This window comes from Micromonospora kangleipakensis (assembly GCF_004217615.1).
Lineage (GTDB): Bacteria > Actinomycetota > Actinomycetes > Mycobacteriales > Micromonosporaceae > Micromonospora > Micromonospora kangleipakensis.
In genome coordinates this window covers 415,258-428,274 of the sequence record NZ_SHLD01000001.1, presented here as the reverse complement: position 1 = coordinate 428,274, position 13,017 = coordinate 415,258, and the positions used below count along the sequence as shown (strand labels likewise).

Genomic DNA, 13,017 nt, shown 5'->3' with positions numbered 1-13,017 from the left:
GTCACGCCTCCAGATCAGCCAGGACGGTCGGCAGCTGCCCGGCCGCCTGGGCGACGGCGGGAGTGGTGTCCAGGTGCTCCAGCAGCCCGTCGACGTACGACACGTCGACCCGGACCTTCTGCACCCGGCCGTCGACGTCGCGCATCACGAACTCGCGGAAGCCGAGCCGCGCGGCCGAGCCGGCGTCCGCCGTGGACAGCGAGGCGAGCGTTGCCTCGTAGCCGTCGTTGACCGGCACCCGGAGCAGCCGGAGCGCCTCGGAGGCGATCTCGGCGTCCTCGGCGATCCGGCCGACGAAGACGGTGGAGACCAGGTTCTGCACGTCGAGGCCGAGGATGTCCTTCGGGTTCTGCGAGGCGACCAGGGCGGCGAGGTTCCACTTGCGGGAGTCCCGGGCGAGGCGGACCAGGAACGAGCGCCCCGAGCGCCAGCCCTCCATGAAGTGCGCCTCGTCCAGGCCGACCAGCTTCCGCGACGACATCGAGCCGCCGTAGCAGCGGCGGACCGCGAGCCGATGTGCGGTGTGCAGCATCGGCAGGGCGAGCGACTCCTCGGCCGACCAGTACTCGCGCTCGATCTTGAGGTCGGGTAGCCGCAGGCCGGCCATCGTGATCACGGTGAGCGCCGCGTCGGCGCCGAGCAGCCCCTCCGGCGGGCGGCCGAAGAAGAGCATCGCGAGCGGCATTTCGGCGGTGTCCAGCAGCAGGTTGGCCAGCTCCCGGCCGGCGTCGTCGTCGAGCCCCTGGAGGCAGGCGACCACGTCGTCCAGGGTGGAGGTCTCCTCCGCCGGCACCTGGCGTACGGCGTGCCGGAACAGGGTGGCGGTGGAGGCCTCGCGGGCGACCTGCGGCGGCACCAGCATCATGCAGATGTCCTGCACCAGCATCCGGCGCTCGGCGCGGGCGTTGGAGACCGCGATCTCGAACTCCCGGTCGCCGGCCGAGCCCGGGCCGAACTCGCTGCGCAGCGGCGTCGGGATCAGCGCGTACGGCGCCAGCGTCCCCTGCTCCGAGCCGGTCAGGTTGAGCACGCGGGAGTACGGCCGCAGCTCGGGCATGGCGCAGAGCCGGGCCAGCGGGCCGGACGGGTCGAGCAGGGTGACCTGCACCCCGCGCCGGGCGGCCAGGTAGCCGAGCGCGCCGAGCAGGGTGGACTTGCCACCGCCCGGCTCCGCGACGAAGACCGCGAGCCCGGAGCGTTCCCGGACCTCCATCGGGAAGTGCAGGTCGAGGAAGACCGGGCGGCGGCAGGTGCCGGCGGTCCGCCCGATCAGGTCGCCCCGCCGGTCGCCGACCGTCGAGGCGGCCTGCGGCAGCGCGGCGGCGAGCAGCGGGACCGGCATCCGCCGGACGTAGCCGGTGTTGGCGATCGGCTCGCCGGGAATGAACTCGCGGGCCAGCCAGTCCTGGTTCTTCGGGTGCTGCAGCGAGATGCGCAGCTCGCGCGAGTAGAGCTGGATGAGCCGGCGGGCCCGCTCCAGGCACTCCTCCCGGGTTCGGCCGCCGACCGCGATCCGGTGCCAGCCGTGCGCCCGGGCCGAGTCCACCGGCAGCCCGGTGGTCATCTCGTCGCCGATCACCAGCGCCCGCTTGGCCAGTCGTTCCAGCTCGGGCGGGGCGTCGATGCCGTGCTCGGCGTAGTCGAGCTGCTGGGACCGGATCATCCGGAGCCGGTGCTCGAGGTTGCGGAAGGAGTCACCCGAACCGAGGATGTCGACCCGGGTGGAGATCTCCATCGGCCAGGGCAGCCGCTCGTGGAAGTGCAGCCAGGGTTCGTGCCGCTCGGGGATCTCCAGCGGCTCCATCCGGCCGACGGCGAGCACGGCGACATGCCGTTCCTCGCCGGTCATCCGGTTCACCAGCTTCACCGTCGAGCCGTACGGGGTGCGGTAGCGCTCCACCTGCTCGGTGAGGGCGAGCAGGTCGCCGCGCTCCCACCGGCCGTTGGTCACCGGGGAGAGGGTGCCCGGGGGCGACATGCAGAGCGCGACGGAGCGGTAGAGCAGCCACTCCAGCTCCTGCGCGGTGACCCGGCGACCCCGCATGCCGAACGCGCCGAGCACCTCGTCGAACTGCTCGACCGTCCGGCCCAGCTTGCGGCGCTCGCCGTCGGCGGTGCCCCGGCCGAAGGTGCGCAGCAGCCGCTCGGTGAGCGAGTCGCCGAGCGACCGGCGGGCGAAGGTGACGCCCAGGTAGGTCTGCCCCTCGGCGTGGTTGACCGCCATCAGGTGCCGCTGGGCGGCGACCAGGTGGTCGGCCCAGCCGGCCGTGCCGGGCACGTCGGGCAGCGGGGACGCGGTGTGCGCGTCGATGGTGCGGGCCCACTCGTCGGCGGGGAACGGCCGGGTGGTGCGACGCAGGTGCAGCCGGAAGCCGGCCAGGCCGGCGTACTGCTCCGAGATGGCGGAGAGCAGCGCCTCCCGCTCGGCGTCCGGGCGGAACGCCCAGCGCACCTCGGGCAGCCAGTACCAGGCGGTGACGGTGTTCGGGGTGAAGGTCAGGTGACCGGCGATTTCGGTGATCGCCAGCTCGACCGACGGGTCGCGGTCGCCGAACTTGATCTTCGGGGGGCGGACCCGGACCGGCTTGGCGGGCCGGCCGCTCCGCTCGGCGGCGGAGCGCTGCCGGGGCGTGGCCACTTCGCGGGCGGGTGGCGCCGCCACCTCCCGGCTGGTCGGCGCGGCGATCTCGCGGACGCCCGGCGCGGCGAGCCGCGCCGCGTCGGCGCGGCGCTCGGCCCGCTCGGCGGCCTCCGGTTCGCGGCGCGCCAGACGCTCCGGCGAAGGCTCGGCGCCGGGGTCGGTCAGCTCCGGTTCGGCGGTCGGCCGCAGCGCCGGGAGCCGGTCGCCGGGTTGGTGCGGCACCCGGTTGCGGCCGGTCGTCGCGGGCGCCGGGTCGAGGGCGGGCACCCGGTCGGACGGGTCGTCCGGCAGCTCGGGAACGCGCGGCGTCGACCGCGGGACGTCCATGGTGTCGCCGGGGCGGCCGACGTGCTGGTGCGGGATCGGCAGCGCCTCCCGCCCGACGCCGCGGCGGGGCGGTGCGACCACCGGGGCCGGCTCGGCGGCCGGCGGCGCCGGGGGCCGGTTCAACGCGGGCGGCGCCGCCGGGCGTCGGCCACCGGGCTGCGTACCGCCGAAGAGGTCGAGGAACGGCGAGTCGATGTCGCCGCTGTCGCCGACCGTCGGCGCGGGCTGCTCGCCCGCCGACTGCTCGCCCGCCGACTGGCCGCGCGGCCCGGCGGGCCGGGGCGGCTGGAAGACGCCGACCCCGCCGTGCCCGGGGCTGGTCACCAGGGCCGGGTCGAGGGCGACCTCGTCCAGCTCCTCGGCCTCAGGGTAGTCGAACGATCGCGCACGGTTACCGTGCGGACCGGCGTGCCGCCCGGCCGGGGAGCCCGGCGTGGAAGAGCGATTCATGCGACCGCCTCACCCGCGTCGTTCGTCTGCCCGATCGGCGTACGCCCGGTCATGCCAGTTCCTCCCGGATCCTGATCCGGCTCGCCACCAGGCGCGGGTCGCGCAGCTCGGCGGCCGGCTCCCGGGTGCGTCGCCAGTCGGTCAGCGCGGTGCGGATGACCATGCGCGCCGGCCGGTCCGGGTCGACGTACCGGAAGATGAACGAGGTGGTCACGATGGCGAGCGAGATCTCCCACGCGGGGAACAGCTCGACCTTCAGCGTGAACAGCCAGTGGATGAACATGTAGAGGGGTACGAGCAGCATGAACAGGCCGTACTGGGCGTACGGCAGGTGCACGGGAAGGGTGTAGCCGGGCGGCCCGAGATAGACGAGACGTGCCCGGTAGATGTCGTCGTCGGTGCGCAGCCGCATGGTCGCCCGCGCCTATTCGAAGATCAGGTTGATCAGGTAGTCGCCGATGAAGAAGAGGGTGGCGGCACCGGCGATGAAGGCCAGGCCGACGATGGCGATGGCGGAGCTGGTCAGCACCTTCGAGATCTCGCCCCGGCTGGCGCGGCCGATGAAGATGACGCCGAGGACGGCGAGCAGGATCGGCGCGATCTTGCTGGCGAAGAAGGTGACGACACCCTCGGTGTCGATCCCCTTGGGCGCCGGCTCGGCGAGTGGAGTCGACGCCAGGGTGTGGAGCGCGTGGTCGACGGCGGACGACGCCGTCCCCAGGAGCTCGATGGCGATCACTGGAAACCTCCCCATATCGCGGCCGGCGACGCCGCGGTGGTGCAGTAGTCAAGCCTGGCGGGATCGGTGCTCACTGTGCGCAGCGTCGGCGACACTGCGTTCGTTACTCACCACGGAGAGTGGTGAGCTTTGGGGGAATTTCTCCCGCTTCGGCCCTCCCTCCAGGCTTCGCCATCTCGATGCTGGGCAATTCCAAAGCGTACGGCCCGGCCACCTTTGCGACAACCCGCGAAGAGTCGACCCGCTTCGCCCCGGACGACCGATCGTACACCTGTTCCAATCGGCATGTCAGGGCCGTCGCGGACGGTCCTGGGCCGGGTCGCCGGAGGCCCTGCTGGCGACCGGTACGGTCTAGTCGTGACCGATCTGGAACGGGCGCAGGCCCCGGTGGTGATGGGCGTTCTCAACGTCACGCCCGACTCCTTTTCCGACGGCGGCAGGTACGCCGATCTCGACGCCGCCGTCGGACACGGAGTGCGACTGCGCGCGGCCGGCGCGGACCTGGTGGACGTGGGCGGGGAGTCGACCCGTCCCGGCGCCGACCGGGTCGACCCGGAGACCGAGACGGCCCGGGTGCTGCCGGTGATCCGCGAACTCGCCGCCGCCGGCATCCCGGTCAGCATCGACACCAGCCGGGCCCGGGTGGCCGAGGCGGCCCTCGCCGCCGGCGCCGACGTGGTCAACGACGTCTCCGGCGGCCTCGCCGACCCGGACATGGCCCGGGTGGTCCGCGACGCCGGCTGCCCCTGGGTGCTGATGCACTGGCGCGGGCACTCCCGCGGGATGCGCGACCTGGCCAGCTACACCGACGTGGTCGCCGACGTCCGGGCCGAGCTGAGTCAGCGGGTGGACGAGGCGCTGGCCGCCGGGGTGGCCGCCGACCGGATCATCATCGACCCCGGGCTCGGCTTCGCCAAGACCGCCGCGCACAACTGGGAGCTCAGCGCCCGCCTGCCCGAGCTGCTCGAACTCGGCTTCCCGCTGCTCTTCGGGGCGAGCCGCAAGTCGTACCTGGGCCGGCTGCTGGCCGCCCCGGACGGCACGCCCCGCCCGACCGCGGACCGGGAGGCGGCCACCGTCGCCACCAGCCTGCTCGCTGTCGCCGCCGGCGCCTGGGGGGTCCGCGTGCACGACGTCCGCGCCACCGCCGACGCGCTCGCCGTCTGGGCCGCCACCGGCCGCCCCCGCCTGGTCGCCGGGCCTGCCGACCGGCCCGCCGGCAACGGCGGAGAGCCGCCCGGCCGGAGCGGGAGCGACGCTGCCGGCGGGGGCGGCCAGCCGCCGCCCGGCGAGGAAGAGGCCCGGCCGGCGGGTGCGGCGCGGGGAGAGGGAGCACGATGACCGACCGGATCGAGCTGACCGGGCTGCGGGCGCGCGGCCGGCACGGCGTCTACGACTTCGAGCGCGCCCAGGGGCAGGAGTTCGTGGTCGACGCGGTGCTCGAACTCGACCTGGCCCCGGCCGCCCGCTCCGACGAGGTGACCGACACGGTGCACTACGGCGAGCTGGCCGAGCGGCTGGTCGCGGTGATCACCGGGGAGCCGGTGAACCTGATCGAGACGCTCGCCGAGCGGCTGCTCGCGGTCTGCCTCGCCGAACCGCTGGTCGGCGCCGCCACGGTCACCGTGCACAAGCCCGAGGCCCCGATCCCGCACGCCTTCCGGGACGTGGCCGTCACGATGCGGCGTACCCGGTGACCCGGGCCGTGCTGTCGATCGGCAGCAACCTCGGCGACCGCCTCGACCACCTGCGCTCGGCGGTGGCCGCGCTCGGCGACGCGGTGCGGGTGGTCTCCGGCGTGTACGAGACTCCACCGTGGGGGGACGCCGAGCAGCCGGCGTACCTGAACGCGGTGGTGCTGGCCGTGGACCCGGCGGCGATCGCGCGGGACTGGCTGGAGCGGGCCCGGGCCGCCGAGGCGGCCGCCGGCCGGGTCCGCGACCCGGAACGCCGGTTCGGACCGCGCACCCTGGACGTCGACGTCGTCGCGGTCTGGGACGACGCGGGTGAGCCGGTGCTCAGCGACGACCCGGAGCTGACCCTGCCGCACCCCCGCGCCCACCTGCGGGCCTTCGTGCTGCGGCCGTGGATCGACATCGAGCCGCACGGGCGGCTGCCCGGCCACGGCTGGCTGACGGACGTGCTCAACGCCGAGCCGTTGGCCGGGGACGCCCTGGAACTGAGTCCCCGACCGGATCTGGCGTTAGAGTCGGACGCATGACCCACTGGAGCCGGACGGCATGAGCCAGGCGCAGTCCCCGCGCGACCCCGACCGCTTCCGGATGGGTCCGACCCGAATCTCCACGCTGGTGGTGGCCGCCCTCGCCGCCGCCGCGGTGGCCTGGCTGCTGATCAGCATCTTCTACTACGACGTCGCGCCGAGGCTGCCCTGGCTGCCGGTGGTCACGCTGGCCGGCCTCGCGGTGCTGGAGGCGTACGCGGCGGTGAACACCCGCGGCCGGATCGAGGGGCTCAGGCCGGGCCGGGAGCCGGTCAACCCGCTGCTGGTCGCCCGGTTCGTGGTGCTCGCCAAGGCGTCCGCGCTGGCCGGGGCGATCTTCGCCGGCTTCTACGCGGGGATGACCGCGTGGCTCTTCCTCGAGCGGACCAACGCCGCCGTCGACGACCGACCCGCCGCGGGCGCCGGGCTGCTCGCCTCGCTCGCCCTGGTCGGCGCCGCGCTCTGGCTGGAGCGGGCCTGCCGGGTGCCGGAGCAGGAGGACGACGAGGACCGCGAGCCCGGCGACCGGGAGAGCCGTCCCGGCCAGCGTTGATCAGGGGCTTCCCCCCACCCCTGCCCGCAGGTACCGTCCCTGGCGACCGGAAGCAACGGCCGCCGCCGGTCCGCCCGTGCGTCGGGCCGGACGGCCGGCGACGTGGGAGGCGCGGGTCATGGCGTACGACGAAACGGGCCGGGATGCACCGGCGGAGCCGTCGTCGGGTGTGCCCGCCGCCGTGCTGGAGAACGTCTTCGACGATCCCCTGCACGGCGAGCCGGGGCGGGACCGGATCGCGGTCCACGTGGTCTGGGAGTTCGTGCTGCTGGCCGGGCTGGGCGGCATGGCGTACCTGCTCTGGCGGGAGAACGCGGACGCGTTGCGCGGCGACGGCCTGAAGTCGCTGCTGGTCGACGCGGTCGCGCTGGGCCTGCTGGCCCTCGCCGCCGGGCTGAGCCTGCGCGCCGCCGCGGTCAACCTGGCGGTCGGCCCGGTCGCGGTGGCCGCCGCGCTGCACGTCGCCGAGCAGGGCGACCGGGGCCTGCGGGAGGCGCTCCTCCCGGCGCTGGTGGTGGCCGCCCTGGGCGGCGCGGCTCTCGCCCTGGCGGTGGTGGTGCTGCACGTGCCCGGCTGGGCGGCCAGCCTCGCGGGCGCGGCCGGGGTGATCGTGTACATCGAGCGGCGGGCCAGCCCGGTCGTGGTCCAGGGCACGTACGACCCCCGGGGCATGGCCGTCAACCTCTTCGCCGGCTTCGCCGCGGTGGCCGTCCTCGGCGGCCTGTTCGGCGCGGTCAAGGCGATCCGGCGGCTGGTGGGCCGGTTCCGGCCGGTCACCGACCCGGCCCGGCGCCGGGGCGTCGTCGCCGCGATGGTGACCGTCCTGGCGCTGGTCGGCTCCACCGTGCTCGCCATGCTCGCCGGGGTGCTGATCGCGACCAACGGGACTGGGCCGGTGGCGCCCACCTCCGGGCTGGACTGGTCGATCCTGGCCGTCGGCACGGCGATGCTCGCCGGCACCAGCGCGTACGGCCGGCGCGGCGGGATCCTCGGCACCCTGATCGCGGTCAGCCTGGTCGTGGTCTTCCTCGCCTGGGCGCAGGCCCGCGGCTGGACGGTCAGCCGGTGGGCCGTCGGCGGGGCGGTGCTCGGCGGCGGGCTGCTGGTCACCCGGCTGGTCGAGGCGCTCGGTCGACCGCGAACGGCCACCGGCGAGGCGCCCGAGCTGGCCCCGGCGGGGGACGGCACGATCAGCACGGGCTGGGCGCTGACCCGGTCCGGCCCGGTTGACACCTGGCCGTCGGTGCTGCCCGTGCAGGCCGAGGAGACCACGGCCGACCCGTGGGAGGCGCACCGCTGGGAGACCGGCCCGCAGCGCTGGGACGCCGACGACCGCTGACCGGGTCGCGTCCGGTGCGCCGAGCCTGATCTCGCCGGTTAGGCTCGGCGGCATGACCGAATCTCCTGCCACCGGCGGCCGTACCTTCGACCAGCTCGACCAGCTCTCCACCGAGGAGTTGCGCGAGCAGGCGTTCGCCCTGGCCCGGGAGCGCCGCGACGTGGCCTTCTTCTGGTCGGTGCTGCGGCACCTGCCGAACGCGGACGAGGCCGCCGCGCTGGACGGCGCGCCCAACTCGGTCGGGCCGATCATCGACGAGGCCAACGCCCTCTGGCGGGAGCTGACCGGCCACGGTTACGAGGAGTCCGAGTCGTTGCTGCGGGCCGCCTTCATCGACTACCTGCTGAAGCACTGACGTCCGATGGCTCTCCGCCGGCCCGCGGCGGTCGCGCGTACGCGCAGGTTTGCCCGGCGGCGCGAGCCGGGAACTGAGCGCACCATGGCCCTCACCAACCGCCCCCGGACCGCCAGCGGGTACGGCACCGCCGCGGGCACCGGCACCCTGGCCGCGCTGCTCCTGGTCGGAGTCGGCGGCAGCCCCGCGTACGTGGGATGGGTCCAGGACCACACGGACCCGAACGGCGCGGGCGGCTGGTTCCTGCGGCTGCTGGCCTGGCCGGCCTGGCGGCTGCACTCCGACGACCCGGCGCAGGGGGTGTTCGCCACCGACCTGCGGGCCGTGCTGATGGTGATCCTGGCCGCGGTCCTCCTCTACCTGCTGCCCGCCTCGCAGGTGGCCCGGGTGCAGGGCTCGGTCAGCCAGTTCTTCTCCGGTTGGGCGGCGTACGCCCTGGCCGGCGGCTTCACCGGGCTGCTCGCCACGTTGCTCGGGCCGGACGGGTCGCTGCTCACGGCCTTCCAGGCGGCGAGCACCGGCGCCACGTACGGCCTCTTCGCCGGCTGGGTCGTCGGCACCGCCAGCCTCGGCGGCCGCGCCTGACACCGCCCGGCCTCGACGCGGCCCGGCGGACCGTAGTCAGCTCGCCACCGCCCCCAGGCCCAGCACCCGGTCCCGGCTGAGCAGCCCGACCGGGTGGCCGTCCTCGGTGACCAGGGCGTGCTCGGCGGCCGAGGTGAGCAGCACGCCCAACGCGTCGTACGCGGACCCGCCCAGCGGCACCGCGGGCAGGTCCGCCCCGCCACCCACCGGGAGCGGATCGAGCACCGCCCGGGTGACCGGGGTGACCGCCAGCCGGCGGATGCCCCGGTCGGCGCCGACGAACTCGCGGACGAACGGCGAGGCGGGCGAGCCGAGGATGGCGGCCGGGGTGTCGTACTGCTCCAACCGGCCGCCCTCGGAGAGCACCGCGATCCGGTCGCCCAGCCGGACCGCCTCGTCCAGGTCGTGGGTGACCAGCACGATGGTCTTGCGGACCTCGGCCTGGAGCCGGAGGAACTCCTCCTGCAGCCGGGTCCGGACGATCGGGTCGACGGCGGAGAAGGGCTCGTCCATCAGCAGCACCACCGGGTCGGCCGCGAGGGCCCGGGCCACCCCGACCCGCTGCCGCTGACCGCCGGAGAGCTCGTGCGGGTAGCGGCGGCCGAACTGGGCCGGGTCGAGGCCGACCAGGTCCAGCAGCTCGTCGACCCGCCGGCGGGTCCGCTCCCGCGGCCAGCCGAGCAGGGCGGGCACGGTCGCCACGTTCGCGCTGACCGTCTGGTGCGGGAAGAGGCCGACGTTCTGGATCACGTACCCGATGCGGCGGCGCAGCTTGACCGGGTCGACCCGGGTGACGTCGTCGTCGCCGAGCAGGATCCGGCCGTCGGTCGGCTCGATCAGCCGGTTGATCATCCGCAGCACGGTGGACTTGCCGCAGCCCGACGGTCCGATCAGCACCGCCAGCTCGCCGGCCTTCACCTCCAGGCTCAGCTTCCGCACCGCCTCGGTCCCGTCCGGGTAGCGCTTGCGGATGCCCTCCAGCGTGATGGAGGCAGCGCCGTGTCCGGCGTCGCCGGTGGTCCCCGGGGTAACGTCCACCTGTGTCCCTCCACCTGAGCTACCGGGCCGAGCCGGAGAACCCGTGGTTCTCGTGGCAGTACGTGCGGGACAACTCTGACACGATCCTCGCCGCGCTGCGCGAGCACGCCTCGCTGACCGCCCGGGCGGTGCTGATCGCCGCGGTGGTGGCGCTGCCGCTGGCGGTGGCGGCGTACTGGTTCCGGTCGCTCGCCGGGCCGATCCTGGCCCTCACCGGCGTGCTCTACACGGTCCCCTCGCTGGCGCTCTTCGCCTTCCTCGCGCCCTACCTGGGCATCGGCGTGGTGACCGTGCTCAGCGTGGTGGTGCTCTACGCCCTGCTGGTGATCGTCCGCAACGCGATGGCCGGGTTGAACCAGGTGCCCCCCGAGGTCCGCGAGGCCGCCGAGGGGATGGGGTACGGCCGCTGGCGCCGGCTGTTCCGAATCGACCTGCCGCTGGCCCTGCCCGGCATCCTCACCGGGCTGCGGCTGGCCACCGTCTCCACGGTGGCGCTGGTCACGGTCGGGGTGGTCGTCGGTCGCGGCGGGCTGGGGCAGCTCATCTTCGCCGGCTTCCAGAACAACTTCTACAAGGCGCAGATCATGACCGGCACGCTCCTCTGCGTCCTGCTCGCGCTGGTGCTGGACCTGGTCCTGGCCGGGGTCGGCCGGCTGCTCACCCCATGGCTGCGCGGGCGCGTCTCGTGAGCGCGAGGAGTGCAGCGCAGCGGAGCCCCCGCAGTCGCGAACGGAAGGCCGGCACGGTGAGCGCGAGGAGTGCAGCGGAGCGGAGCCCCGCAGTCGCGAACGGAAGGCCGGCACGGTGAACGCGATCGAACAGGCCGTGCGCTGGCTGAACGACCCGCTGAACTGGACGAACCCGGGCGGCATCCTGGACCGGCTCGGCGAGCACCTGAGCATGTCCGCTGCGGCGGTGCTGCTGGGCTGCCTGGTGGCCTGGCCGATCGGGCTCTGGCTCGGGCACACCGGCCGGGGCGGCGGCGCGGTGCTGCTGGTCTCGAACGTCAGCCTGGCGATCCCGACCCTGGCCCTGCTGACCATCCTGCCGCTGACCTTCCTCGGGTTCGGCCGGCCGTCGGTGGTGGCCGCGCTGGCCGTCTTCGCGGTGCCCCCGCTGCTGGCGAACGCGTACACCGGGGTGCGGCAGGCCGACCCGGAGGCCCGGGACGCGGCGCGCGGGATGGGACTCTCCGGCGGGCAGCTGCTGCGCCGGGTGGAGCTGCCGCTCGCCGTGCCGTACCTGGCCGCCGGCTTCCGGACCGCCGCCGTGCAGGTGGTCGCCACCGCGGCGCTGGCCTCCTTCGTCAACGGCGGCGGGCTGGGCCAGATCATCCGGGCCGGCTTCGGGCTCGACATCGCGGCCGGCGGTGGCCAGATCATCGCCGGCGGCGTGCTGGTGGCCGGGCTCGCCGTGCTGGTGGAGCTGCTCCTCGCGCTGGTCGAGCGGGTGGTCACCCCCCGACCGCTGCGCCGCGCCCGGCGCGGGGCGGACCGCCGGGCGGCGGACGCCGTCGCCGGGGGCGGCTGATCCGCCGGTACGCCCCGAACCGCTCGTGCCGGAGGTGACGGTGACGATCCGGTGACGAAGGTCGCCACATGTTGTCGGTGCCTCCGGGAAAGATGTTGGGTGGACTTCGCGGGCGTTCACAGACCGATCGCCCGTCGGACACGCGGCCGGCCCGAAGGGGCCGCGCCGGGACACGGAAGGCGGGCATGATGCGCGCACGTACACGCCTGGCTGTCGGGGCGGTCGGCGCCCTCACCGCGGCCGGGCTCCTGACCGGTTGTGGTGGCGCCGGGTCCTCCGGCACCGACGCGCCCGAGAAGGGCGCCTCCGGAGCCGGTTGCGCCCCGGTCAAGGGTGACCAGCTGGTCGTCCTCACCGACGACAAGAAGCTCCAGAACACCGACAACGTCATCCCGGCCATCAACGCGAAGGCGGCCAGCCCGCAGCTCGTCGCCGCGCTGGACAAGGTCTCCGAGAAGCTGGACACGCCGAAGCTGATCGAGCTGAACAAGTCCGTCGACGTGGAGCGCCAGACCCCGCAGGTCGCGGCGAAGGAGTTCGCCGACTCCAACGACCTGACCGAGGGCATCGAGCAGGGGCCGGGCGGCTCGATCACGGTCGGCGCGGGCAACTTCAGCGAGAGTCAGACCATCGCCGAGCTCTACAAGATCGCGCTGACCGCGGCCGGTTACCAGGTCAAGGTGCAGACGATCGGCAACCGCGAGCTCTACGAGCCCGCCCTGGCCAAGGGCGAGATCCAGGTCGTCCCGGAGTACGCGGCCACCATGGCCGAGTTCCTCAACACCAAGGCCAACGGCAAGGACGCCCAGCCGGTCTCCGCGCCCGAGCTGGACAAGACGGTCAGCGCGCTGAAGGCGGAGGGCGACAAGGCCGGGATCACCTTCGGCAAGCCGTCCGCCGCGCAGGACCAGAACGCGTTCGCCGTCACCAAGGCGTTCGCGGACAAGTACAAGGTGGCCACGCTCTCCGACCTGGCGAGCAAGTGCTCCGGCCAGGCGACCGTGCTGGCCGGCCCGCCGGAGTGCCCGCAGCGGCCGAAGTGCCAGGCCGGCCTGGTCGAGGTCTACAACTTCAAGGCCGGCTCGTTCAGCTCGCTGGACGCCGGCGGTCCGCAGACCAAGAACGCCCTGAAGACCGGCCAGGCGAGCGTGGGCCTGGTCTTCTCCTCGGACGGGGCGCTCGCCGCCAGCTGACCCGACCGGTCGCCGACGGGCCCGGGTGGCCCGTCGGCGACCGTCC

The 13,017-nt window shown here is 74.3% G+C and carries 14 protein-coding genes; 10 read left to right on the top strand and 4 right to left on the bottom strand.

Features of this window, described 5'->3' with window-relative positions; all coding sequences use genetic code 11:
* Position 1: 1 nt before the first annotated feature.
* Genes EV384_RS02155 through EV384_RS02145 form a run of 3 tightly spaced genes read right to left on the bottom strand, consistent with a single transcriptional unit; the run spans position 2 to position 4,157 of the window.
* Entirely contained in the window at positions 2–3,418 is a 3,417-nt protein-coding gene (locus tag EV384_RS02155; protein ID WP_130329624.1) for an ATP-binding protein, read from the bottom strand.
* Between the two features lie 49 nt (positions 3,419–3,467).
* A complete protein-coding gene (locus EV384_RS02150; protein ID WP_130329622.1) occupies positions 3,468–3,830 on the bottom strand; it encodes a hypothetical protein in 363 nt (120 codons plus the stop codon).
* A 12-nt stretch (positions 3,831–3,842) separates the two neighbouring features.
* The gene (locus EV384_RS02145) at positions 3,843–4,157 is read right to left on the bottom strand and encodes a hypothetical protein (protein WP_130329620.1); all 315 of its coding nucleotides are present in this window, start codon (positions 4,155–4,157) and stop codon (positions 3,843–3,845) included.
* Positions 4,158–4,514: 357 nt separating this feature from the next.
* Here EV384_RS02145 and folP point away from each other — a divergent pair, with 357 nt between their 5' ends.
* The 7 genes from folP (at position 4,515) to EV384_RS02110 (ending at position 9,210) form a co-directional block, all read left to right on the top strand.
* Complete coding sequence (gene folP, locus EV384_RS02140) at positions 4,515–5,498, top strand: dihydropteroate synthase (RefSeq protein ID WP_130329618.1); 984 nt, start codon at positions 4,515–4,517, stop codon at positions 5,496–5,498.
* Positions 5,495–5,854 (top strand): dihydroneopterin aldolase, encoded by a 360-nt coding sequence (gene folB / locus EV384_RS02135; RefSeq protein ID WP_130329615.1) that lies wholly within the window; start codon positions 5,495–5,497, stop codon positions 5,852–5,854. Before folP ends, folB begins: the two co-directional genes overlap by 4 nt.
* Positions 5,851–6,378, top strand: a complete 528-nt coding sequence (folK, locus tag EV384_RS02130) for a 2-amino-4-hydroxy-6-hydroxymethyldihydropteridine diphosphokinase (RefSeq protein ID WP_130329613.1) — start codon at positions 5,851–5,853, stop codon at positions 6,376–6,378. The genes folB and folK overlap by 4 nt, the downstream gene beginning before the upstream one ends.
* Before the next feature lie 61 nt (positions 6,379–6,439).
* The gene (locus EV384_RS02125; RefSeq protein ID WP_423202941.1) at positions 6,440–6,931 is read left to right on the top strand and encodes a DUF3180 domain-containing protein; all 492 of its coding nucleotides are present in this window, start codon (positions 6,440–6,442) and stop codon (positions 6,929–6,931) included.
* Between the two features lie 118 nt (positions 6,932–7,049).
* Positions 7,050–8,270 (top strand): ABC transporter permease, encoded by a 1,221-nt coding sequence (locus tag EV384_RS02120; protein ID WP_130329609.1) that lies wholly within the window; start codon positions 7,050–7,052, stop codon positions 8,268–8,270.
* Positions 8,271–8,322: 52 nt separating this feature from the next.
* Positions 8,323–8,625 (top strand): hypothetical protein, encoded by a 303-nt coding sequence (locus EV384_RS02115; RefSeq protein WP_130329607.1) that lies wholly within the window; start codon positions 8,323–8,325, stop codon positions 8,623–8,625.
* Between the two features lie 84 nt (positions 8,626–8,709).
* Entirely contained in the window at positions 8,710–9,210 is a 501-nt protein-coding gene (locus EV384_RS02110; RefSeq protein ID WP_130329605.1) for a hypothetical protein, read from the top strand.
* 36 nt (positions 9,211–9,246) lie between these two features.
* Here the strand turns inward: EV384_RS02110 and EV384_RS02105 are convergent, their stop codons facing one another.
* Positions 9,247–10,248: an ABC transporter ATP-binding protein gene (locus EV384_RS02105; RefSeq protein ID WP_130329603.1), complete on the bottom strand. Its 1,002-nt coding sequence runs from the start codon at positions 10,246–10,248 to the stop codon at positions 9,247–9,249.
* Between the two features lie 2 nt (positions 10,249–10,250).
* Here EV384_RS02105 and EV384_RS02100 point away from each other — a divergent pair, with 2 nt between their 5' ends.
* From EV384_RS02100 to EV384_RS02090, 3 genes are all read left to right on the top strand, one after another.
* Positions 10,251–10,937 carry an ABC transporter permease gene (locus EV384_RS02100; protein WP_130329601.1) on the top strand — a complete coding sequence of 229 codons (687 nt, stop codon included), beginning with the start codon at positions 10,251–10,253 and terminating at the stop codon, positions 10,935–10,937.
* A gap of 115 nt (positions 10,938–11,052) precedes the next feature.
* Positions 11,053–11,778: an ABC transporter permease gene (locus tag EV384_RS02095; protein WP_130329599.1), complete on the top strand. Its 726-nt coding sequence runs from the start codon at positions 11,053–11,055 to the stop codon at positions 11,776–11,778.
* A 188-nt stretch (positions 11,779–11,966) separates the two neighbouring features.
* The gene (locus EV384_RS02090) at positions 11,967–12,971 is read left to right on the top strand and encodes a glycine betaine ABC transporter substrate-binding protein (RefSeq protein WP_130329597.1); all 1,005 of its coding nucleotides are present in this window, start codon (positions 11,967–11,969) and stop codon (positions 12,969–12,971) included.
* The last annotated feature ends 46 nt before the right edge of the window (positions 12,972–13,017 follow it).